This window comes from Atlantibacter sp. MEI4A-1023, assembly GCF_056155425.1.
The window spans coordinates 1,589,205-1,612,459 of the sequence record NZ_CM149568.1 but is presented as its reverse complement, the minus strand read 5'-3'; the positions used below and the strand labels follow the sequence as shown (position 1 = coordinate 1,612,459).

At 57.2% G+C, this 23,255-nt stretch carries 23 protein-coding genes; 9 read left to right on the top strand and 14 right to left on the bottom strand.

Features of this window, described 5'->3' with window-relative positions:
- Positions 1-12: 12 nt before the first annotated feature.
- The 8 genes from ACVV26_RS07810 to hutI form a co-directional block, all read right to left on the bottom strand.
- The gene (locus ACVV26_RS07810) at positions 13-504 is read right to left on the bottom strand and encodes an Hcp family type VI secretion system effector (protein ID WP_474800834.1); all 492 of its coding nucleotides are present in this window, start codon (positions 502-504) and stop codon (positions 13-15) included.
- The gene (locus ACVV26_RS07805; RefSeq protein WP_474800833.1) at positions 505-768 is read right to left on the bottom strand and encodes a hypothetical protein; all 264 of its coding nucleotides are present in this window, start codon (positions 766-768) and stop codon (positions 505-507) included.
- Positions 746-1,264 carry a DUF2778 domain-containing protein gene (locus tag ACVV26_RS07800; protein ID WP_474800831.1) on the bottom strand — a complete coding sequence of 173 codons (519 nt, stop codon included), beginning with the start codon at positions 1,262-1,264 and terminating at the stop codon, positions 746-748. Before ACVV26_RS07800 ends, ACVV26_RS07805 begins: the two co-directional genes overlap by 23 nt.
- 237 nt (positions 1,265-1,501) lie before the next feature.
- Positions 1,502-3,022 (bottom strand): histidine ammonia-lyase, encoded by a 1,521-nt coding sequence (hutH, locus tag ACVV26_RS07795; RefSeq protein WP_474800830.1) that lies wholly within the window; start codon positions 3,020-3,022, stop codon positions 1,502-1,504.
- On the bottom strand, positions 3,022-4,707 hold the full coding sequence (gene hutU / locus ACVV26_RS07790; RefSeq protein ID WP_312981006.1) for a urocanate hydratase: 1,686 nt from the start codon (positions 4,705-4,707) through the stop codon (positions 3,022-3,024). The genes hutH and hutU overlap by 1 nt, the downstream gene beginning before the upstream one ends.
- A 127-nt stretch (positions 4,708-4,834) precedes the next feature.
- A complete protein-coding gene (locus ACVV26_RS07785; protein WP_474800829.1) occupies positions 4,835-5,572 on the bottom strand; it encodes a histidine utilization repressor in 738 nt (245 codons plus the stop codon).
- 16 nt (positions 5,573-5,588) lie between these two features.
- Positions 5,589-6,557: a formimidoylglutamase gene (gene hutG, locus ACVV26_RS07780; RefSeq protein WP_474800828.1), complete on the bottom strand. Its 969-nt coding sequence runs from the start codon at positions 6,555-6,557 to the stop codon at positions 5,589-5,591.
- Complete coding sequence (gene hutI, locus ACVV26_RS07775; RefSeq protein ID WP_474800827.1) at positions 6,554-7,795, bottom strand: imidazolonepropionase; 1,242 nt, start codon at positions 7,793-7,795, stop codon at positions 6,554-6,556. Before hutI ends, hutG begins: the two co-directional genes overlap by 4 nt.
- A 196-nt stretch (positions 7,796-7,991) precedes the next feature.
- On the opposite strand from hutI, the gene ACVV26_RS07770 reads away from it, so the two are divergent.
- Positions 7,992-9,299, top strand: coding sequence for a putative acyl-CoA thioester hydrolase (locus tag ACVV26_RS07770; RefSeq protein WP_474800826.1), 1,308 nt, complete (start codon positions 7,992-7,994; stop codon positions 9,297-9,299).
- Between the two features lie 75 nt (positions 9,300-9,374).
- Here ACVV26_RS07770 and pgl read toward each other — a convergent pair whose 3' ends face one another.
- Positions 9,375-10,370 (bottom strand): 6-phosphogluconolactonase, encoded by a 996-nt coding sequence (gene pgl, locus ACVV26_RS07765; protein ID WP_474800825.1) that lies wholly within the window; start codon positions 10,368-10,370, stop codon positions 9,375-9,377.
- A 154-nt stretch (positions 10,371-10,524) separates the two neighbouring features.
- Here pgl and ACVV26_RS07760 point away from each other — a divergent pair, with 154 nt between their 5' ends.
- A complete protein-coding gene (locus ACVV26_RS07760; protein ID WP_474800824.1) occupies positions 10,525-11,343 on the top strand; it encodes a pyridoxal phosphatase in 819 nt (272 codons plus the stop codon).
- Here ACVV26_RS07760 and modC read toward each other — a convergent pair whose 3' ends face one another.
- The 4 genes from modC to ACVV26_RS07740 form a co-directional block, all read right to left on the bottom strand.
- Positions 11,344-12,402, bottom strand: a complete 1,059-nt coding sequence (gene modC / locus ACVV26_RS07755; protein WP_474800822.1) for a molybdenum ABC transporter ATP-binding protein ModC — start codon at positions 12,400-12,402, stop codon at positions 11,344-11,346.
- 2 nt (positions 12,403-12,404) lie between these two features.
- On the bottom strand, positions 12,405-13,094 hold the full coding sequence (gene modB / locus ACVV26_RS07750) for a molybdate ABC transporter permease subunit (RefSeq protein ID WP_474800821.1): 690 nt from the start codon (positions 13,092-13,094) through the stop codon (positions 12,405-12,407).
- Positions 13,094-13,867, bottom strand: coding sequence for a molybdate ABC transporter substrate-binding protein (modA, locus tag ACVV26_RS07745; protein ID WP_474800820.1), 774 nt, complete (start codon positions 13,865-13,867; stop codon positions 13,094-13,096). The genes modB and modA overlap by 1 nt, the downstream gene beginning before the upstream one ends.
- A gap of 130 nt (positions 13,868-13,997) precedes the next feature.
- Positions 13,998-14,147, bottom strand: coding sequence for an AcrZ family multidrug efflux pump-associated protein (locus tag ACVV26_RS07740; RefSeq protein WP_125292480.1), 150 nt, complete (start codon positions 14,145-14,147; stop codon positions 13,998-14,000).
- 125 nt (positions 14,148-14,272) lie between these two features.
- Here ACVV26_RS07740 and modE point away from each other — a divergent pair, with 125 nt between their 5' ends.
- From modE to gpmA, 7 genes are all read left to right on the top strand, one after another.
- Positions 14,273-15,064, top strand: a complete 792-nt coding sequence (modE, locus tag ACVV26_RS07735) for a molybdenum-dependent transcriptional regulator (protein WP_474800819.1) — start codon at positions 14,273-14,275, stop codon at positions 15,062-15,064.
- A 77-nt stretch (positions 15,065-15,141) separates the two neighbouring features.
- Complete coding sequence (modF, locus tag ACVV26_RS07730) at positions 15,142-16,611, top strand: molybdate ABC transporter ATP-binding protein ModF (protein WP_474800818.1); 1,470 nt, start codon at positions 15,142-15,144, stop codon at positions 16,609-16,611.
- A 202-nt stretch (positions 16,612-16,813) separates the two neighbouring features.
- Positions 16,814-17,830, top strand: coding sequence for a UDP-glucose 4-epimerase GalE (galE, locus tag ACVV26_RS07725; RefSeq protein ID WP_474800817.1), 1,017 nt, complete (start codon positions 16,814-16,816; stop codon positions 17,828-17,830).
- 9 nt (positions 17,831-17,839) lie between these two features.
- The gene (gene galT / locus ACVV26_RS07720) at positions 17,840-18,886 is read left to right on the top strand and encodes a galactose-1-phosphate uridylyltransferase (RefSeq protein WP_474800816.1); all 1,047 of its coding nucleotides are present in this window, start codon (positions 17,840-17,842) and stop codon (positions 18,884-18,886) included.
- Positions 18,887-18,888: 2 nt separating this feature from the next.
- Complete coding sequence (gene galK, locus ACVV26_RS07715; RefSeq protein ID WP_474800815.1) at positions 18,889-20,037, top strand: galactokinase; 1,149 nt, start codon at positions 18,889-18,891, stop codon at positions 20,035-20,037.
- On the top strand, positions 20,031-21,071 hold the full coding sequence (gene galM, locus ACVV26_RS07710; RefSeq protein ID WP_474800813.1) for a galactose-1-epimerase: 1,041 nt from the start codon (positions 20,031-20,033) through the stop codon (positions 21,069-21,071). The genes galK and galM overlap by 7 nt, the downstream gene beginning before the upstream one ends.
- Before the next feature lie 202 nt (positions 21,072-21,273).
- Positions 21,274-22,026 (top strand): 2,3-diphosphoglycerate-dependent phosphoglycerate mutase, encoded by a 753-nt coding sequence (gene gpmA / locus ACVV26_RS07705; protein WP_125292487.1) that lies wholly within the window; start codon positions 21,274-21,276, stop codon positions 22,024-22,026.
- A 62-nt stretch (positions 22,027-22,088) separates the two neighbouring features.
- Here gpmA and aroG read toward each other — a convergent pair whose 3' ends face one another.
- Positions 22,089-23,141 carry a 3-deoxy-7-phosphoheptulonate synthase AroG gene (aroG, locus tag ACVV26_RS07700; RefSeq protein ID WP_474800812.1) on the bottom strand — a complete coding sequence of 351 codons (1,053 nt, stop codon included), beginning with the start codon at positions 23,139-23,141 and terminating at the stop codon, positions 22,089-22,091.
- Positions 23,142-23,255 lie beyond the last annotated feature (114 nt).

Genomic DNA, 23,255 nt, shown 5'->3' with positions numbered 1-23,255 from the left:
TTTTCGATAATATTACCCTGTGGCGCGCTCGTTCCAGGCATCGGTATACTGAATATTCCCATCTATAATGCGCCAGGTGATTTTTTCATACTGCAAGCTAACACTTTCAATATGGTTCATTTTATCATTGCCAGCTAACTTCACATTTGGCACACCGCAATTAACGCCAGTCACCCTGACATTTTCCATTGATACGGTGTAATAGCAAACTTCCTGCCCTGCATCATTAATATGATAGAAACGCATCTCCGCGCTTTTCAATGTCTGCCCCGTTGCCGCAGCCTTGTACAAATAAGGCGTTGAGCTATCCACTTCTTTTTCAAACATCATTGATGAATGCTGGCGTGTTCCCGTTATTTTTCCGGTAGCGCTATCTACAGGCAGATTAATACCGTGGCTCATTCCTATGATTTCAATGCTTCCTTCGCGGTCTTTTACGTCTACCGATCCTTTAACATCCGCGCCGCCGTCATCTTTTAGCCACATATAGGGTGGAATTGGCATTTATTTACTCCTTACTCTACTGATTAACTTCATCGTCAAAATATAAACAGGGGTGATAATTGCTAACATTATAAGCCAATCAATATATGAATAAGCATCGTAAACGGATTCCGCATTAATATCACCGCTAATAAATTTGGCTAATTGTCTTGCAATATCGTTGTCAATATAGAATTCAGGTTGAGGGAAAAAATGCCCCATAATAACGAGTAACATATTGAAGTAACAAACCTTAATAACGCTACAGGCAATGGTTTGAACCATCAGCAACCACCTCAACCCAGCCACGCGCCATAAGAGTGCGCATACAAGGAACTTGTATTAGCGAAGTATTCATCAGCGCATTACGAATCATTGCGAAATCTGAATGATGGGCGATGGTGATGCAACCTTCTGAAACAGTCCCGGGATGCAAACGGAAATTACCTCTCATGACTCCTTTAACCCATGTATAATCATCAATGCCCCAATTGTCTCGCCATAAAGCAAACCAATCCGACTTACCAAAATCCCGTCTACCAATAAGTCTATTTACTCCGTCATGAAATTCTTCTTTCTTTTGGGAGAACCAGTTACCTTCACTACGATCAACGATCCAGTATTTACCTGGCGGTAATGGACCATCGTGGGGGACTGAGCCACAAGCTCCTTTATTTCTGTAAGCGCCTTTTTCCGAGTGCGCCATAAATACTCCAACACCATACAGGTTAAAAGGTGCGTAATCGGCACCGTTTAATATTAACTTTCCGTGTAAAGGCATAGCATATCCAATATTATCAATTTTGATAAACTCTATATTAAAAGCGACTTATTTTAGAAGCCAGATTAACTCGAAATATTATGTGACAGAATGTGATTATTTAATAATTTCGCAAGAGCGTAGTGGCAATTTGGTGCTGTGTGATAAAAATCCGTAATCCCGAGAGATTACGGATTTTTCCACAGCGGCAGAATCTATCTGTCTCTTTACAAACAGGGCCTTGCGCCGCCGTGAGCTTTAAAAGAAATCAGGCAATAACGCCGCCAACCGCCGCTGGCTTAGCAGGGTTATGGCCGCTTCGATATCCGGCGCAAAGTAGCGATCCTGAGCGTAGTAGGTCACTTTATCACGCAGAATATGGCGCGCCTTTTCCAGAATCGGGCTGGATTTCAGCCCCTCACGCAAATCAATTCCCTGGCAGGCCGCCAGCCACTCCACCGCTAACACGCCACGGGTGTTGCTGGCCATTTCCCACAGCCGACGCCCGGCTGCCGGGGCCATTGAGACGTGATCCTCCTGGTTGGCTGAAGTCGGCAGGCTGTCCACGCTCGACGGATGCGCCAGCGCTTTGTTTTCGCTGGCCAGCGCCGCTGCGGTAACCTGAGCGATCATAAACCCGGAATTGACCCCGCCGTTTTTCACCAGGAACGGCGGCAATTGCGACATATGTTTATCCATCATCAGCGCGATGCGCCGCTCAGACAGCGCGCCGATTTCCGCCAGCGCCAGCGCCAGGTTGTCGGCGGCCATCGCCACCGGTTCGGCGTGGAAATTGCCGCCGGAAATCACCTCTTGTTCCTCGGCAAACACCAGCGGGTTATCGGATACCGCGTTGGCCTCCATCAGCAGAACTTCCGCCGCCTGGCGCATTTGCGTCAGGCACGCGCCCATCACCTGCGGCTGGCAGCGCAGCGAGTACGGGTCCTGCACTTTTTCACAGTTGTGATGGGACTGGGAGATGTCACTGTCGTCGGTTAGCACATGGCGGAACAGCGCCGCACTGTCGATTTGCCCTTTCTGACCGCGCACCGCGTGAATGCGCGCATCAAACGGACGACGCGAGCCGAGCACCGCTTCGGTGGTTAATGCGCCGCTGACCACCGCGGAGGCAAACAGATCTTCGGCTTCGAACAGTCCGCGCAGGGCAAATGCCGTGGACGCCTGGGTGCCGTTGAGCAGCGCCAGGCCCTCTTTCGCCGCCAGGGTGATCGGCGTAAGGCCAGCTTTGGAGAGCGCCTCGACTGCGGGTAGCCATTCGCCGTTAACCCGCGCCTGCCCTTCGCCTAACAGCGTCAGGGACATATGCGCCAGCGGGGCCAAATCGCCGCTGGCGCCCACCGAGCCTTTTGCCGGGATACGTGGGTAGACCTCAGCATTCACCAGCGCCTGTAGCGCCTGGATCACCTCCAGCCGGATGCCGGAATAGCCGCGCGCCAGGCTGTTGATTTTAAGCACCATGATCAGGCGTACCAGCGCATCGTCCAGCGCCTCGCCCACGCCCGCCGCATGGGATAACACCAGTGAACGCTGGAGATTTTCCAGATCTTCGCTGGCGATGCGCGTTGATGCCAGCAAGCCAAAGCCGGTATTGATGCCGTACGCCGTGCGGCCCTCGGCGAGAATATCGTTAACGCACTGCACGCTGCGGTTGATGTCGTCAAACGCGCCGTCGTCCAGCGCCAGCGTAACGGGCGCGCTGTAAATCTGGCGCAGATCCGCCAGGCTCAGTTGGCCCGGCGTCAGTCGAAGAGTACGCATTATTTTTTCTCCTGGGTTGCCGGAACCATCGGTAAATTCAGGCCCTGTCCGACAGCGCAGTCAATGGCGCTCGGGTAGCCCGCATCGGCATGGCGCATCACGCCGGTAGCCGGATCGTTGTGCAGGACGCGGGCGATACGCTGGGCGGCCTCGTCGGTGCCGTCGCAGACAATCACCATGCCCGCGTGTTGCGAAAAGCCCATCCCCACGCCGCCGCCGTGGTGCAGCGATACCCAGGTCGCGCCGCTGGCGGTGTTTAACAGGGCGTTAAGCAGCGGCCAGTCAGAGACCGCGTCGGAGCCGTCGCGCATGGCTTCGGTTTCCCGGTTCGGGCTGGCGACCGACCCAGAATCCAGATGGTCGCGGCCAATGACAATCGGCGCGCTGACTTCGCCGCTGCGCACCATTTCGTTAAACGCCAGGCCGAGCTTCTGCCGCCACTCCAGCCCGACCCAGCAGATACGCGCCGGTAAGCCCTGGAAGCTGATGCGTTCGCGGGCCATGTCCAGCCAGCGATGAAGATGCACATCGTCGGTAATCAGTTCTTTAACTTTGGCGTCGGTTTTATAGATGTCCTCCGGGTCGCCGGACAGCGCCACCCAGCGGAACGGGCCGATGCCGCGACAGAACAGCGGGCGAATAAACGCCGGGACGAAACCGGGGAAATCAAACGCGTTTTCCACCCCGCTCTCTTTGGCCATCTGGCGCAGGTTATTGCCGTAGTCGAAGGTCGGAACGCCCTGCTGATGGAAGGCCAGCATCGCTTCCACGTGTTGCGCCATAGACTGCTTCGCCGCCTTGATCACCCGCTCCGGCTCCTGGGTGCCCGCCTGCTGATACGCTTCCCACGTCCAGCCCGCTGGCAGATAACCGCGCAGCGGATCGTGGGCGCTGGTCTGGTCGGTGACCATATCCGGGCGCACGCCGCGAGCCACCAGTTCCGGCAGGATTTCCGCCGCGTTGCCGCACAGGGCGATAGAAACCGCTTTGCCTTCGCCGGTGTAGCGTTTGATACGCGCCAGCGCATCGTCAAGCGAATCGGCCTGTTCATCCACATAGCGGGTGCGCAGGCGGAAATCGATACGGCTTTGCTGGCATTCAATGGTCAGCGAGCAGGCACCCGCCAGGGTCGCGGCCAGCGGCTGCGCGCCGCCCATGCCGCCCAGACCGGCGGTTAATACCCAGCGGCCCTGCAAATTACCGTTGTAGTGCTGGCGTCCGGCCTCGACAAAGGTTTCGTACGTGCCCTGCACAATGCCCTGGCTGCCGATGTAGATCCAGCTACCGGCGGTCATTTGCCCGTACATCGCCAGACCTTTAGCGTCGAGTTCGTTGAAGTGTTCCCAGGAGGCCCAGCGCGGGACCAGGTTGGAGTTGGCAATCAGCACACGCGGCGCGTTGCTGTGAGTGGTAAACACCCCCACCGGCTTGCCGGACTGCACCAGCAGGGTCTGGTCATCTTCCAGCTCTTTTAGCGCTTTCACGATGGCGTCATAGCATTCCCAGTTACGCGCCGCACGACCAATACCGCCATATACCACCAGCGCGTGAGGGTTTTCCGCGACATCGGGATCGAGGTTGTTCATCAACATGCGCAGCGGGGCTTCGGTCAGCCAGCTTTTGGCATTCAACGTGGTGCCTCTTGGGGCGCGAATTTCACCTTCGCGGTATTTATCATGCTGCATGACCAGCTCCTTAAACAGGGTGACAGAATGTAGAGGACTATACTTGTATAGACATTTAAAAAATTTAGCCGTACTTGTGTGATGACCCTGTGCAGATCATCACATAATTAACAAAATGGTTACATCATCAGGACATGAATCGCCCTTGCAGGCGGTAGCGGGAACCGGGGAACAACAGCCGTGCGTGGGAGACAATATGGTTGACCGACCAGGTGCAGCGGCGGATCAGCAGGCACGGCTCGTCGGCATCAATGCCAAGCCAGTCGCGCTCCTGCTGGCTGGCGCGCACCGCCTCGACGATATGCTCGCCTTCGGTGAGCGGCGCGGCCTGCGACAGATAGGCATGCGGCGTGGTGAGGGTGAAATCCTGCGCCAGATAATCCGGGGCCGCGTGGGTATTCACTATCCGATCTTCAATTTGCACCGGTATGTCGTTTTCATAATGCACCAGCAGCGAGTGAAACACCGGCGTGCCTTCCGCCAGGCCCAGCGCCGCCGCCTGACGGACATCGGCGTTGATCCGTTCCAGCAGCAGCACGTCGCTGCGGTGGCGATGGTTACGCGCGGTAATTTCGTCGGCAATGCTGCGGATTTCAAACAGCGCCGACTGGCCTTTGGGCTCGGCGACAAAGGTCCCAACGCCCTGCAAACGCACCAGCAGCCCTTCATCGGTCAACTCGCGCAGCGCCCGGTTAATGGTCATGCGGCTGAAACCAAACTGCTGCACCAACTCCGCTTCGGAAGGGATCCGGTCGTGCGGCTTCCAGATACCGGCGTGAATATTGCTGCTGATCGCCTGTTTCACTTTTTCGTAAAACGGCACCGGTTCCTGCGACGCAGCCAGTCGGGGTTGAGATGAAAACATAGCGAAAGCAGGTTCCTTATGGGTGATTGCCAGCATCAGACCACTGGTGGACGATTTGCCACGCCAGCCGCGCCGCCACTTTTGCGCCGAGACTGTCGCGGTCAAATTCCGGGTTAAATTCTACCAGGTCGACGGCCTGGAGCTTCGGGCTGCGGCACAGCGGTTCCAGCAGGGTTAGCAGTCTGTCCAGCGGAATGCCGAGCCCGGCGGGTGCCGATACCGCAGGCATCTGCCAGCCCGGCAGCGCGTCCAGATCGATGGTTAAATAGAGTTTATCCGCCCAGGCCAACAGCGCGGCAATCTGCGTTGCCGCCGCGGTTTGTTCCGGGCGCTGGCAGTCCGTGTCCCAGATGATGTTGACGTTAAGCCGGGCGGCCTCGTCCAACAGCGCCTGGGTATTGGCAGCGGGATTAACGCCGATACAGGTGTAATTAAACTCACGTCCCTGTTGCTCGCAGTGCAGCGCCAACTGGCGGAACGGCGTGCCGGAGGTCGCCTGGGCGGCGCGGCGTAAATCAAGATGGGCATCGATATTGATAATGGCAATGCGCGCGTCGGGCCAGGCGTCGAGCACGCCGCGCCCGTGGCCGAATGCGGTTTCGTGACCGCCGCCGAACACCAGCGTGCGCATCCCGGCCTGCTGGCACTGTTTTACCGCGTCGCTTAAGGTATCCTGTGCGGCTTCGAGCGCGTCCGGCTCAGCGTGAATGTTTCCCAGATCCACCAGACGGTCGTGGCCGCGATGGCTGGCCATGTTCGCCAGCGCGCTGCGTAACGCATCCGGTCCCTGTTGTGCGCCGGGCCGACCGTGATTGCGCTTTACGCCTTCATCGCAGGCGAACCCCAGCAGGGCGATGCCTTCGGCTTCAGGTTCGAAAACCGTGCGGTGTTGAACGGTTTGAAATACGCGCAGCGCGTTGTCGGCTTCCGCCAGATCGTTGCGCCCCTGCCATAGCGCGGCAGAAGCGGGTTGCCAGAGCGTCACAGGGATTTCCCCTCTAAAAATTGTGCCTCGCCGCGATAAACCCGGCAGTGCAGCGGATTGCGGCAGGGTTCGTAGACCATTTCCACCGGCTGTTCGGCATCCCAGACAATAAAGTCGGCGACGAACCCGGCGGCAAGCTGGCCGTGAGTGTGTTGTTTTCCTAACGCCCGCGCGGCATGGCGCGTCACGCCAGCCCACGCCTCTTCCGGCGTCAGGCCAAACTGCACGCAGGCCATGTTCATTGCCAGATGCAGGCTGCCGAATGGGCTGGTGCCGGGGTTGATATCGGTAGCGACCGCCATCGGCACGTTGTGCTGGCGCAGCAGATCCACCGGCGGGCGTTGGGTTTCACGCAGAAAATAAAACGCGCCAGGCAGCAGAACCGCCACCGTGCCCGCCTGCTGGAGGGCCATTACGCCCTGCTCATCCAGATACTCAATATGATCGGCGGACAGGCCGTGGTATTTCCCCACCAGCGCCGCACCGCCCAGATTAGAAAGCTGCTCAACGTGCCCTTTCACCGGGATGCCCAGCGCCTGCGCGGCGGCGAATACCCGTTTAGTCTGCGCCACGCTAAAACCGACGTTTTCACAAAACGCATCTACGGCGTCGAACAGTTTTTGCTCCCACAGCGCGGGCAAAATCGTCTCGCAAACGCGATCGATATAGCCGTCGGGATCGCCTTTATACTCCGGCGGCGTGGCGTGCGCCGCCAGCAGAGTGGCGCTGATCTCAACCGGGTTGGCCGCCGCCAGCCGTTGCGCCACTTGCAGCATTTTCTGCTCGGCCTCCAGATTCAAGCCGTAACCCGACTTCACCTCAATCGTCGTCACCCCTTCACGCATTAGCGCACTCAGCCGCTGCTGTGCAGTGTGCTGCAACTGTTCGGCAGACGCGGCGCGGGTGGCGTTGACGGTGGCGTTGATGCCGCCGCCCTGGGCGCTGATTTGCTGGTAGGAAACCCCGTTCAGCCGCTGTTCCCACTCCTGGGCGCGGTTACCACCGTAGATCAGATGGGTATGGCAGTCGATTAGCCCTGGCGTGACCAGCCGCCCTTGCAGGTCGATGATTTCGCCAGTGGGGTTATGCAACGCGGGCGTGACGGCCAGGATCGAGCCGCCACGCACAATGAGATCGTGCTGTTCCAGCAGGCCATAAGGCGTATCGACTGACGGGTTGAGCGTCGCGATCCGGCCGTTGCGCCAGATAACATCACCGGGAAGAAGGGATAAGGTCATAATGATCGCTTGTCATGGGTTGTCTATACATTTATTGGCAACCTGGAGGACTTGTCAACCGCGCCGCCGTTCACAGTTCACGAAAGCGCGGATAAAATTAACTTTTTCGCGCTTTAGCTTCCCGTTTTAATCAAGTTAGGTTAAAAAAGCAGGCTATTTCAGCACTCATCCTTTTTTACTCAGCAAGGAGCATCCCTTGAACAGATTTTCGGTTTCTCGTCTGGCGCTGGCTTTTGCCGTTGGCGTGACACTGACCGCCTGTAGCTCAACGCCGCCGGACCAGCGTCCGTCCGAGCAGGTAGCGCCAGGTACCGCCTCTCGCCCGATCCTGTCGGCTAACGAAGCGCAGAACTTCGTCGCGGCGCGTTATTTCTCCGCGATGGACCCGAACGCGGCGCCGTGGTCGCCAGCGAAAATCACCGTTCCCGCCCAGCCTGACTTCGTGGTTGGCCCGGCAGGTACCGCAGGCGTGACCCACACCTCCATTCAGGCGGCGGTGGATGCGGCGATTATTAAGCACACCAGCAACCGTCAGTACATCGCGATTATGCCGGGCACTTATGAAGGCACCGTGTATATTCCTGCTGCGTCCGGCAGCGTGACGCTGTACGGCCTGGGCGAAAACCCGGCGGATGTGAAAATCGGCGCGGCGCTGGATTCCGAAATGGATCGCGCGACCTGGCGTCACACGGTTAACCCGTCAGGCAAATACATGCCGGGCAAACCGGCCTGGTATATGTTCGATAACTGCCAGAACCGCCGCGAGGCCACGGTTGGCCTGATGTGTTCCGCCGTGGTGTGGTCCCAGAACAACGGGCTGCAACTGCATAATCTGACTATCGAAAACAATCTGGGCGACAGCGTGGATGCCGGTAATCACCAGGCGGTGGCGCTGCGTAGCGATGGCGACAAAGTGCAGATCGATAAGGTGAACATTCTGGGCCGTCAGAATACCTTCTTTGTGACCAACAGCGATCTGCAAAACCGTATTGTGAACAACCGCCAGACCCGCACGCTGGTCACTAACAGCTACGTGGAAGGCGACGTGGATCTGGTTGCCGGTCGTGGCGCGGTGGTGTTCGATAACACCGAATTCCGGGTGGTGAATTCCCGTACCCAGCAGGAAGGCTACGTGTTTGCTCCGGCGACTCAGCCGAACATCTGGTACGGCTTCCTGGCGACCAACAGCCGCTTCGTGGCGAACGGCGACGGCGTGGCGCAACTGGGCCGCGCATGGGATATCGAAGCGTCTGAAAGCGGCTATACCGCTAACCAGACGGCCAACGGTCAGGTGGTTATCCGCGATAGCGTGATTAACGAAGGCTTTAACAAAGCGAAGCCGTGGGGCGATGCGCTGGGCTCGAAACGTCCGTTCGCGGGCAACACCGGCACGATGGCGGATGACAAACTGCAGCGCGAGTTGAATGACAACAACTTCAACCGCATGTGGGAATTCAACAACCGCGGCCTGGGTAGCCAGGTGGTTGCCGAGCCGAAACAGTAACAAAAAAGGCGCATGATAAATGCGCCTGATTATTGAGCGGACACGCCACAGGCCTGTCCGCTTTTTTTTATGCCTTTAGCGCGCGTCGATCACTACCCACATCGGGCCCTGGCCCACGGCATAGCGCCCGACATCGCGCAGCAGGCCCTGCGCGCCTTCAATCGCATGAACAGAAATATGGTGCGACTTTTGCCCGGCAGCGATCAGGTATTTACCGCTGTGATCGATATTAAAACCGCGCGGCTGGGTTTCGGTCGGGTGGAAACCTTCCACAGCCAGCACGCTGCCGTCTTCGGATACGCTGAACACCGTCACGATGCTGGCGGTACGGTCGCAGGTGTAGAGGTGGCGGCCATCCGGGGTGATATGAATATCCGCCGCCCAGCGGGTGTCGGCAAAGTCCGGCGGCATAATGTCCAGCGTCTGGATGCATTCAATTTTGCCGTTCGGCGACTGTAGCGCCCAGACGTCTACGGTGCCGTTCAGTTCGTTTACGCTGTAGGCAAACTGATGATTCGGATGGAACGCCATATGGCGCGGGCCTGCGCCTTCTACGGTAGTCAGTTCCGGCGGGGTTTGCGCGGTGAGATTACCATCATCGCTCACGGTGAACAGGCAAATACGGTCCTGTTTCAGCGCCGGCACTAGCAGGGTGCGGTTATCCGGGGAAATGTTCGCCGAGTGGCAACCGTCCAGCCCTTCCACCACGTCAACCACCTCGCCAGGAATGCCGTCGTTAAGCGGCGTTACGCTGACGCAACCTGCGCCGTAGGAGCCGCTGAACAGGAATTTGCCGTGGTGATCGGTAGAAATATGGGTCGGGCTACCGGGCAGTGACGCTTCCGCTTCAAAGTTTAATGTGCCCTCGTCCGGGGAGATGCGGTAAGCGATGACGCGAAATTCGGGGCGCACGCCAACGTAGAGGTAACGCTTATCCGGGCTGATGACCATCGGCTGCACCTGGCCTGGCACATCGACCACCTGCAACAGCGTGAGCTCGCCCGTTGGGTTAAGACGCCAGACGTGGATCTGCTGGCTTTCCGGGCTGGCGGTATAAACGGTTTGTTTCATGAATACTCCTTTCCTCACGTGAGCGTTAAGTCTTCAAAAGGGTAGCGTGTTTTGTCGCAATGTGCCGAAGGCGAAACGGTGATTTTGACCCGGCGCGGTTGCGGTGTACCATCAACCGAACCTTTTATGAACAATACCTGACGGGAATTTGCCCATGCGTTATCGTGTCATCGCCCTTGATTTAGACGGAACCCTGCTCACGCCGCAAAAGACCATTTTGCCGGAATCGCTGGAGGCGCTAAAGCGCGCCCGTGAAGCAGGTTATCAGGTGCTGATTGTCACCGGTCGCCATCATGTCGCCATCCATCCTTTTTATCAGGCGCTGGCGCTGGATACACCTGCTATTTGTTGTAATGGCACTTATTTGTATGATTATCATGCAAAAAATGTCATTTCTTCCAACCCCATGCCCGCCGTTGCAGCCCGGCAGCTGATTGATGTGCTGGAGCAACACCAGGTTCATGGCCTGATGTACGTAGACAATGCCATGCTGTACCAATTGCCGACCGGCCACGTGTTACGCACCGAAAACTGGGCGCGCAGTTTACCGGAACACCAGCGTCCGGTGTTTTTGCAGGTGCCTTCCCTGCGTGAAGCGGCACAGCAGGCCGACGCTATCTGGAAATTCGCCCTCACCGATGCGGATCCCGGCAGGCTGCATGAAGTGGTGGCGCATATCGAAGAAAAATTCGGCTTTGCCTGCGAATGGTCGTGGCACGATCAGGTAGACGTGGCGCTGGCGGGCAACAGCAAAGGCAACCGCCTGGCGCAGTGGGTGGAGTCCCAGGGCATGAGCATGCAGGACGTGGTCGCGTTCGGCGACAACTATAACGACTTAAGTATGCTGGAGCGCGCCGGGCTCGGCATCGCGATGGGCAATGCCGACCAGGCCATTAAAGACCGCGTGAGCACGGTGATTGGCCTCAATACCGAGCCGAGTATCGCCGGGGCGATTTATCAGCATCTGCTGTGATCAGGCGGTAATCGACACGCTTTTGATCTGCGCGTACAGCCACTGGCCCGGTTTGATACTCAATTCATCCCGCGCCCAGGGGCTGATGCGCGCCCACAGCGTCCGGGTGCCAACATCCAGTTGCACTTCCACCTGCCCGTCATCATCCAGCAAATTCACCACTTTGGCCCGCAGCACGTTGCGAATACTGCTGTTGACCGGCGGTTGCAGCACTAAAGACACGTCCGACGCCTGAATGCGAATGCGCAAGGTTGATTGCAAAGGCTTATCAATGCGGTTGACCCAGATATGCTGATCGCCCAGCGCCAGCGCCGTCATCGCGTAGTGGGGATGGTGCTCCAGCACGCTGACTTTCAACACGCTGCTCTGCTGTTCGCGCGGCAGCCACGGATGCATTACCGCGCTGCCCCATACCGATTCCAGGCTGCCAAAGGCTTTCACGCTGCCGTTGTCCAGCACCAGCACGTTATCGGCAAGCTGGACAATTTCTTCCAGCGAGTGGCTGACGTAGAGCATCGGCGTCTGGATTTCTCGCGCCAGCCGCTGAAGATAGGCCAGCAGCTCGCGTTTGCGCGGGATATCCAGCGAGGCCAGCGGCTCGTCCAGCAGCAGCAGTTCCGGTGCGGTTAACAGCGCGCGGCCAATCGCTACCCGCTGTTTTTCACCGCCGGACAGCGAGCCCGGCAAGCGATCCAGAAGCGGTTCAATGCCCAGCAGCGCCACCAGCTTATCGAACTGCCCGGCCATGGATTTCGCCATGCCGTAGCGCAGGTTGCCGCCCACTTTATAGTGCGGAAACAGGCGCGCATCCTGAAACACATAGCCGACCCGGCGCTTTTCCGGCGGCAGAAATATTTTTTGTTCCGTGTCGCTCAATACCCGGTCGTTAAGCACAATCCGCCCGGATTCAGGGCGAGTCAGCCCGCAGATGGCGTTAATCAACGAAGTTTTACCCGCGCCGGAGACGCCGAAAATCGCCGTCACGTCCTGGCCCGGCAGGGTTTCGTTGACGTTCAGGTGGTGGCTGCCCAGGGTCTGGCGAAAGTTAAGTTCCAGCATAATCAGTTCCCCATCCGCTTACGGCTAACGCGGGCCAGCCATTCGGCGATCATCAGCGACATCACCGCCAGGACGATGGAAATCAGGCACAACCGCGCCGCCGCGCTTTCACCGCCCGGCGTCTGGATCAGGGTGTACATGGCGGAAGGAATAGTACGGGTTTCGCCAGGGATGTTGGAAACAAAGGTGATGGTCGCGCCGAATTCGCCGAGCGAACGGGCAAAAGCCAGCACGGTACCGGCAATAATGCCGGGTAAGGTCAGCGGTAACGTGATAGTGAAAAATACCCGCCAGCGGCCCGCGCCGAGGGTGCGCGCCGCCTGCTCAAGTTTTAAATCCACCGCTTCCAGCGCCAGGCGGATCGCGCGTACCATCAGCGGGAATGACATCACGCCCGCCGCCAGCACCGCGCCGCGCCAGCTAAAGGCGAACGTCAGTCCAAACCAGTCGTACAGCCATTGGCCGATAAAACCGCGCCGCCCCATCGCCACCAGCAATAAATACCCGACCACGACGGGCGGGAGCACCAGCGGCAGATGGATCAGGCTGTCGAACAGCGATTTGCCCGGGAAGCTGCATCTTACCAGCACCCAGGCACACAAGATCCCGAAGGGCAAACTAATCAATACTGCAATCGATGAGACTTTGAGGCTCAGCAACACGGCCTGCCATTCGGGTTCCGTTAACATCATTAGTGAGTGGTAAATCCGTATTGTTTAAAGATTGCCGCTGCCTGCGGCCCTTTCAGGTAATCGTAAAATGCGTTTACCTGGGCGTTATTATGCCCGTCGATGATGGCCATGGGGTATTCCACTTTTTTGTGGGAATTCTCCGGGAAGGTGCCCACCACTTTAACGCCTTTACCGGCGACCGCGTCAGAGCCGTAAACGATGCCGAGCGGCGCTTCGTTACGCTCAACCAGCGCCAGCGCGCCGCGTACGTCTTCCGCCGGAGCCAGGCTCGGGCTGACATTATCCCACGCGCCGAGCTTTTGTAGCGCTTCTTTGGCGTAAATGCCAGCCGGGACGTGCTCAGGATCGCCCACCGCCAGACGGCCACCATTCAGCAGGCTCTGCCAGTCGGTTTTCTCGTTAATGGCAATATCGCTCTGCTTGCTCTCTTTGGGTGCAACTACCACCAGGCTGTTGCCCAGCAGCGTTTCGCGGGTGGTGGTGTCGATGGATTTCTTATCGCTGGCGTAGTCCATCCACTTCTGATCGGCGGAGATAAACAGATCTGCTGGTGCGCCCGCTTCAATCTGACGCGCCAGGGTCGACGACGAAGCAAACGAGGAAACCACCTCCACCTGCTTCTCTTTTTTATATTGGGCCGCAATGTCCTGCATCGCGTTGGTCAGGGACGCCGCTGCAAACACGGTGATTTTTCCGTCAACCGCCAGCGCTTGTGTCGCCAGCCCCAGAGACAGTGCAATACCCGTCGTCAGTTTCAACCATTTATTTGCCATGTGCTTCTCCATTGAGCATCGTTATGTAGCCAGCAATATAACGGTGCGCATCAGATTATCAAAGCATTAATCGGCAAAATGTGAAGGGACTTGAGAGAAAACGCCCGGATAAACCGGGCGTTGGGGGGAATCAGTGCTGCTGCTTTGAGCGGTCTTTGTGACCAATAGTGGAGAAGACGTTAAAGACTTCGCCCAGGCCATAAATCAAACCCAGGATGATGGCCATCACCACGGGCACCATGATTACGGCAAACACCAGACTTTTCAACAACTCGAACATGGTAGCCTCCAGAATACAGGGAGCGTTATTTTAACGTCCCTCATAAAAAACGCACTCTCCTTTTTGTGCCATTTGCGTCGCCGTCGGGCTTTCAGTCACAATAGCCGTTTTACCTGGAGCCGGATATGCAAGCGGAAATTCTTCTTACTCTTAAACTCCAGCAACGCCTGTTTGCTGACCCGCGACGCATCGCGCTGCTTAAACAAATAGAACATACCGGATCAATTAGCCAGGGCGCGAAGCTCGCCAACATCAGTTATAAGAGCGCCTGGGATGCCATTAACGAGATGAACCAGCTCAGCGACCAACCGCTGGTGGACCGGGCGACCGGCGGCAAAGGCGGCGGCGGCGCGGTGGTGACAACGTATGGCAAGCGCCTGATCCAGCTCTACGATCTGCTGGGGCAAATCCAGCAAAAAGCCTTTGATGTACTGAGCGACGACAGCCTGCCGCTGGACAGCCTGCTGGCGGCAATCTCGCGGTTTTCACTGCAAACCAGCGCCCGTAACCAGTGGTTCGGCACCGTGACGCACCGCGAGGGTCATTCGGTGCAGGAACATCTCTCCATTTTGCTGGCGGATGGCGTAACCCGTCTGAACGCGGCGATTACCGCCCGCAGCGCGCAACGTCTCGGGCTGGAGACTGGCCGGGAAGTGCTGGTGCTGCTAAAAGCGCCCTGGGTGCAAATTACCCGCGATCCCGCGCAGGCTGCGAACGCAGACAATCAGCTTGCGGGCACGATCGGCGTCGTTGAACACGCTGACGACCAAAGTGAAGTGGTGGTGACTGTAGCGGGTGGGCAACGGGTATGCGCCACGCTGACGGCGCAACAGGTGGCCGAGCTTAAACCGGAAGAAGGCGCTGAGGTGATAGCCTATTTTAATGCCGATTCATTAATCGTTGCCACGCTCTGCTAAAACACAATGCCCGGTTGACAATTCCGGGCGCGCAACGTATCCCTGATGCTTATTTGCTGCAAAAAATGGGATAACACATGTCAGTATTGCAAATTTCGCAAGGCACGTTTCGCATTAGCGATACCCGCACCCTACAGCTTGCCGATATCACACTACGCGCTGGCGAAAGCTGGGCGTTTGTCGGGGCCAACGGCAGCGGCAAATCGGCGCTGGCAAAGGCGCTCTCCGGCGAGTTGCCGCTACTGAAAGGCCAGCGTGAATGCCGTTTCCAGCGCATCGTGCGGCTGTCGTTCGAGCAGTTACAAAAGCTGGTCAGCGAGGAATGGCAGCGCAATAACACCGATTTGCTCGGCCCTGGCGAAGACGATACCGGACGCACCACCGCGCAAATCATTCAGGAAGACGTTCACGATCCTGCCCGCTGCCAGGCGCTCGCGGAACGCTTCGGCATCACGCATTTGCTGGAACGGCGCTTTAAATATCTTTCTACCGGTGAAACCCGCAAAACCGTGTTGTGCCAGGCGCTGATGCCCAGGCCCGATCTGTTGATCCTCGATGAGCCTTTCGATGGCCTGGACGTGAACTCCCGGGAACAGCTTGCCCAACTGCTGGGCCAGTTAAGTCAGGAAGGCCATACCCTGGCGCTGGTGTTAAACCGCTTTGATGAGATCCCGGCGTTTGTGCAAAACGCCGGGGTGCTGGCGGACTGCATATTGACAGAAGTGGGCAACAAAGCGCAGTTGCTGGAACAGGCGCTGATCGCCCAACTGGCGCACAGCGAAAAACTGGCGGGTACCACCCTTCCCGAGCCGGATGTGGCCACGCCGGTGACGCTGGCCCCTGACGCCCCGCGAATTATCCTGCGCGATGGCGTGGTGTCGTATAACGATCGCCCTATTCTGCATAAGCTGAGCTGGACGGTGAATCCCGGCGAGCACTGGCAAATCGTCGGGCCGAACGGTGCGGGGAAATCCACCCTGCTGAGCCTGATCACCGGCGATCACCCTCAGGGCTACAGCAATGATTTAACGCTGTTTGGCCGCCGTCGCGGCAGCGGCGAAACCATCTGGGATATCAAAAAGCATATCGGCTATGTCAGCAGCAGTTTGCATCTTGATTACCGGGTCAGCACCACGGTGCGCAATGTGATCCTGTCTGGCTATTTTGATTCGATTGGGATCTACCAGGCTGTGTCGGATCGCCAGCACAAACTCACCCGCCAGTGGCTGGATATTCTTGGCATCAGCGATAAGGTGGCCGATGCGCCATTCCAGAGCCTCTCCTGGGGGCAACAACGGCTGGCGCTGATCGCCCGCGCGCTGGTCAAGCACCCCACGTTGCTGATCCTCGACGAGCCGTTACAGGGGCTGGACCCGCTCAACCGCCAGCTGATAAGGCGCTTTGTCGATGTCCTGATCGGCGAAGGCGCAACGCAGCTGCTGTTTGTTTCACACCATGCAGAAGACGCGCCGGACTGCATTACCCATCGCCTGACTTTCATGCCGGAAGGTGAAATCTACCGTTATCAATTCGACGCACTGAAATAGCCGATACAGGGGGCTTTACGCCCCCTTTTCAGACTAGCCGCATCTTTCAACGGCTAATCCACTGTTTTAGAATCATTTATTAACGGAATGAATCCGCGTGATATTTTAGTGTAAACGATTCCACTATTTTATCCGATATCACAGTTTACCGCGGTCTGTTATGCTATGGTTAACACATACCATAAGCGTAATGGAGCCAAATATGAGAGTTTTAGTAACAGGTGGTAGCGGTTACATAGGCAGTCATACCTGTGTGCAACTGCTGCAAAATGGCCATGACGTCATCATCCTTGATAATCTCTGCAACAGTAAACGCAGCGTGTTACCGGTTATTGAAACCCTGGGCGGCAAACAGCCAATGTTTATCGAAGGGGATATCCGCAATGAAAGCCTGCTGACCGAAATCCTCCACGACCACGCCATTGATACCGTGATCCATTTTGCCGGTCTGAAAGCCGTGGGCGAATCCGTCGCTAAGCCGCTCGAATATTACGATAACAACGTCAACGGCACGCTGCGCCTGATTTCCGCCATGCGCGCCGCTAACGTAACCAATTTCATTTTCAGTTCTTCCGCCACGGTGTACGGCGACCAGCCGAAAATCCCCTATGTTGAAAACTTCCCGACCGGCACACCGCAAAGCCCGTATGGCAAGAGCAAGCTGATGGTCGAGCAAATTCTTACCGACCTTCAGAAAGCCAATCCGCAATGGAGCATCGCGCTGCTGCGCTACTTCAACCCGGTCGGTGCGCACCCGTCAGGGGATATGGGCGAAGATCCACAGGGCATCCCCAATAACCTGATGCCGTACATCGCCCAGGTGGCGGTGGGCCGCCGCGATTCGCTGGCGATTTTCGGCAACGACTATCCGACCGAAGACGGCACCGGCGTGCGCGATTATATCCACGTGATGGATCTGGCCGACGGCCACGTCGCCGCGATGCAGCAACTGGCGGGCAAACCGGGCGTGCATATTTACAACCTCGGCGCGGGCGTCGGCAGCAGCGTGCTGGACGTGGTCAACGCCTTCAGCAAAGCCTGCGGCAAGCCGGTGAATTATCACTTTGCGCCGCGCCGTGATGGCGATCTCCCAGCCTACTGGGCCGACGCCAGCAAAGCGGACAAAGAGCTGAACTGGCGCGTGACGCGCACGCTGGATGAAATGGCACAGGATACCTGGCGCTGGCAGTCACGCCATCCCCAGGGCTATGCAGATTAAGGAATGCAGATGGAAAAGTTTAACCCGGTCGATCATCCGCATCGTCGTTATAACCCACTGAGCGGCCAATGGATCTTGGTGTCGCCGCACCGCGCCAAGCGCCCGTGGCAGGGCGCGCAAGAGACGCCATCCAGCACGCTGCTGCCATCCCACGATCCCGACTGTTTCCTGTGCCCCGGTAACGTCCGGGTCACAGGCGATAAAAATCCGGATTACACTGGCACATACGTTTTTACCAACGATTTTGCGGCGCTGATGACCGACACGCCGGACGCGCCGGAAAGCCAGGATCCGCTGATGCGGCTGGAAAGCGCGCGCGGCACCAGCCGGGTAATTTGCTTCTCGCCGGATCACAGCAAAACGCTGCCGGAAATGACCGTCGCGGCGCTGGAAGAGGTGGTCAGCACCTGGCAGGCGCAAACCGAAGAACTGGGTAAAACTTACCCGTGGGTGCAGGTATTTGAGAACAAAGGCGCAGCGATGGGCTGCTCCAACCCGCATCCGCATGGCCAGGTGTGGGCGAATAGCTTCCTACCGAACGAAGCGGCGCGGGAAGATAAGCTTCAGCGTGAGTATTTCGCCGGGCAAGGCCGTCCGATGCTGGTGGACTACGTTCAGCGTGAACAGGCGGACGGTAGCCGTACGGTGGTTGAAACTGAGCACTGGCTGGCGGTAGTACCTTACTGGGCGGCCTGGCCGTTTGAAACGCTGCTGCTGCCAAAAGCGCACGTCACACGTATTACCGACCTGAGCGACGAACAGCGCCGCGACCTGGCGCTGGCGCTAAAGAAACTCACCAGCCGCTATGACAACCTGTTCCAGTGCTCTTTCCCCTATTCTATGGGGTGGCATGGCGCGCCGTTTACCGAAGACGACCCCACGCCCTGGCAGTTGCATGCCCATTTCTACCCGCCGCTGCTGCGTTCCGCCACGGTGCGTAAATTTATGGTGGGCTATGAAATGCTGGCCGAAACCCAGCGTGATTTAACCGCTGAGCAAGCTGCCGAGCGCCTGCGTGCGGTAAGCGACATTCACTTTCGCGAGTCCGGAGTTTAATAATGAGTCTGAAAGATAAAACCCAATCTCTGTTTGCTGACGCGTTCGGCTACCCTGCGACCCATACCCTTCAGGCACCAGGGCGCGTCAACCTGATTGGCGAGCACACCGACTATAACGACGGTTTTGTGCTGCCTTGCGCCATTGATTATCAAACCGTGATTAGCTGCGCGGCGCGGGATGACCGCACGGTGCGGGTGATTGCCGCCGATTATGACAACCAAATCGACGAATTTTCTCTGGATGCGCCGATCCTCAGCCATGACTCTCAACAGTGGTCCAACTATGTGCGCGGCGTGGTGAAACACCTGCAGCAGCGCGACCGCAGTTTTGGCGGGGCGGACCTGGTGGTCAGCGGCAACGTGCCGCAGGGCGCGGGCTTAAGTTCATCGGCTTCGCTGGAAGTGGCGGTGGGCACCGTGTTTCAGCAGCTTTACCACCTGCCGCTGGATGGCGCGCAAATTGCCCTTAACGGCCAGGAAGCGGAAAACCAGTTTGTTGGCTGTAACTGCGGCATTATGGATCAGCTGATTTCCGCGCTGGGTAAAAAAGATCATGCCCTGCTGATTGACTGCCGTTCTCTGGGCACCAAAGCGGTGCCGATGCCGGAAGGCGTGGCGGTGGTGATCATCAACAGTAATTTCAAACGCACTCTGGTGGGCAGCGAGTACAACACCCGCCGCGAGCAGTGCGAAACCGGCGCGCGTTTCTTCACCCAAAAAGCGCTGCGTGATGTGAAGATTGAGCAATTTAACGCGGTGGCGAATGAGCTGGACCCGGTTGTTGCGAAACGCGTGCGCCACGTACTGACCGAAAACGCCCGTACCGTTGAAGCCGCAGACGCACTGGCGCGCGGCGACCTGAAACGAATGGGCGTGCTGATGGCGGAATCCCACGCCTCGATGCGCGACGATTTCGAAATCACCGTGCCGCAGATCGATACCCTGGTAGAGATCGTTAAAGCGGCGATCGGCGACGAAGGCGGCGTGCGTATGACCGGCGGCGGATTCGGTGGCTGCATCGTGGCGTTAATGCCGGAAGCGTTAGTCCCGGCGGTTAAAGAGGCTGTCGCTAACCAGTACGAAGCGAAAACAGGCATCAAAGAAACCTTTTATGTGTGCAAAGCATCAGAAGGAGCCGGACAGTGTTAAGAGAAACCACGGCGCTCGCCCCTGACGGGCTGCCTTATCGGCTCACCACCCTGCGCAACAGCACGGGAATGGTGGTGACATTAATGGACTGGGGCGCGACGCTGTTGTCTGCGCGGGTGCCGATGAGCGACGGTACGGTGCGTGAAACCCTGCTGGGCTGCCCTTCCCCGGAAGAGTGGCAAAACCAGACCGCGTTTTTAGGCGCCAGCATTGGCCGTTACGCCAACCGTATAGCCAAATCGACCTTTACCCTGGAGGGCGAAACCGTCACGCTGACCCCAAGCCAGGGCGAGAACCAGTTGCACGGCGGGCCGGAAGGTTTTGATAAACGCCGCTGGCTGATCGAGCGCAAGAATGAATCAGAAGTGGTGTATACCCTCACCTCCCCGGATGGCGATCAGGGTTTCCCTGGTGAAGCGCGCGCCTGGGCGCACTACACCCTGACGCAAGATAACCAACTGGTGATTGAATACCGCGCCACGGTGGATAAGCCCTGCCCGGTAAACCTGACCAATCACGCCTATTTCAACCTGGACGGTGCGCAGGGCGATGTGCGCAATCATCGTCTGCAACTGTTTGCCGACGCGTATCTGCCGGTAGACAGCATGGGCATTCCGACACGCGATCTCACCAAAGTCGCGCTGACCAGCTTTGATTTCCGCCAGCCAAAAGTTATCGCCCAGGCGTTTATGAGCGATGCCGATCAGCAGCAGGTCAAAGGCTACGATCACGCGTTTTTATTGCAGGCCAAAGGCGACCTGTCCCAGCCAGCGGCGCATCTCTGGTCAAGCGATGAAAAGCTGCAAATGACGGTGTATACCACTGCCCCGGCTTTGCAGTTCTATTCCGGGAATTTCCTCGACGGCACACCGGCGCGCGAGCAAGGGAATTATTCCGCCTGGCAAGGTCTGGCGCTGGAAAGTGAATTCCTGCCGGATAGCCCGAACCACCCGGAATGGCCGCAGCCGGACTGCGTTCTGCGTCCCGGCGAAGAGTACCGCAGCGTCACGATTTATCAGTTCACGGCGCAATAACCGCTGAGCCCTCCAAACCCGGAGGGCTTTTTTTCGCCATATCGCTGATATTCTGTTCTTTGCGAGACAAAATCATAACCCTGACGTCACATCCGCCTTACACTCCGCCGCTATTTTCGCTATGTTAGAGAATTAGCGTTGCCGCTGTCGCGAACACGGCAATATAATGATTATCGTTATCATTTAACCCAGGAGTAAATCTATGGCTGTAACTAAGCTGGTACTGGTTCGTCACGGTGAAAGTCAGTGGAACAACGAAAACCGCTTCACCGGTTGGTACGACGTTGACCTGTCTGAAAAAGGCGTTGGCGAAGCGAAAGCGGCGGGCAAACTGCTGAAAGAAGAAGGCTTCAGCTTTGATTTTGCTTATACCTCCGTGCTAAAACGTGCCATCCATACCCTGTGGAATGTGCTGGATGAGCTGGATCAGGCGTGGTTGCCGGTTGAGAAATCCTGGAAACTGAACGAGCGTCATTACGGTGCGCTGCAAGGCCTGAACAAAGCAGAAACCGCAGAAAAATACGGCGACGAGCAGGTAAAACAGTGGCGTCGCGGCTTTGCGGTAACCCCGCCGGAACTGACCCGTGACGACGAACGTTATCCGGGCCACGATCCGCGTTACGCGAAACTGACCGAGAAAGAGCTGCCGCTGACCGAAAGCCTGGCGCTGACCATCGACCGCGTCATTCCCTACTGGAACGAAACCATTCTGCCACGTCTGAAAAGCGGTGAGCGCGTGATTATCGCGGCACACGGCAACTCCCTGCGCGCGCTGGTGAAATACCTCGACAACATGGGCGAAGACGAAATTCTTGAACTGAATATCCCGACCGGCGTGCCGTTGGTGTATGAGTTCGATGAAAACTTCAAACCGATCAAACACTACTACCTGGGTAACGCTGACGAGATCGCTGCGAAAGCCGCTGCCGTTGCCAATCAGGGTAAAGCGAAGTAATCCGCTACTGAATACAAATAAGGCGTGGTAGCAACCACGCCTTTTTTATTTCCGCGATTCGCTTAACCGCGACGCGCTTTCACCGCTGCGGCCAGTTGGTTCAGCAGGATTTCGGTGTCATGCCAGCCGATGCAGGCGTCGGTCACGCTCTTGCCATAAACCAGCGGCTCGCCGCTTTCCAGGCTCTGATTACCTTCTACCAGATGGCTTTCAATCATCACGCCCATAATCGCTTTTTCACCGTTAGCGATCTGATTGCAGACATCTGTACCCACTTCCATCTGCTTATGGAACTGCTTGCTGGAGTTGGCATGGCTGAAATCGATCATCACCTGCGGCGTTAAGCCCGCTTTAGTCAGGCCGGTTTTTACTTCAGCCACGTGCGCCGCGCTGTAGTTCGGCTCTTTGCCGCCGCGCAGAATGATGTGGCAGTCGCCGTTACCGCTGGTGTTCACGATCGCCGAGTGGCCCCATTTGGTCACAGACAGGAAACAGTGCGGCGCGCTGGCCGCGTTGATGGCGTCGATCGCCACTTTGATGGTGCCGTCAGTGCCGTTTTTGAACCCCACCGGGCAGGAAAGACCCGATGCCAGCTCGCGGTGTACCTGAGATTCGGTGGTGCGCGCGCCAATGGCACCCCAGCTCATCAGATCAGCAACGTATTGCGGGGTGATCATGTCAAGGAATTCGCCGGCAGCCGGTAAGCCTGAGTCGTTGATGTCCAGCAGCAGCTTACGGGCGATGCGTAGGCCGTCATTGATCTGGAAAGAGTTATCCATATGCGGATCGTTAATCAGCCCTTTCCAGCCCACCGTGGTACGCGGTTTTTCAAAATAAACGCGCATGACCACTTCCAGCTCGCCTTTAAGGCTTTCGCGCAGGTTCAGCAGACGAGCGGCGTATTCTTTTGCGGCTTTAGGATCGTGAATCGAGCACGGACCAATCACCACCAGCAGGCGATCGTCCTGGCCTTTCAGGATCTGATGAATGGCCTGGCGTGACTGAGAAACGGTTTCAGCCGCTTTTTCCGAGGCGGGAAACTTCTCTAACAGCGCTACAGGGGGTAATAATTCATTGATGGTGTTGATTCGTAAGTCGTCGTTCTGATAATTCATGATCTTTCCAGTGGGGCCCAACAATTTCGAGTAAGTGCAATCCTTCCAATCTATCTCGTCACGTTCGAAGTGTAAACGCGCTTTTACACTTCGGACAGAAAATTCCTGGAAATG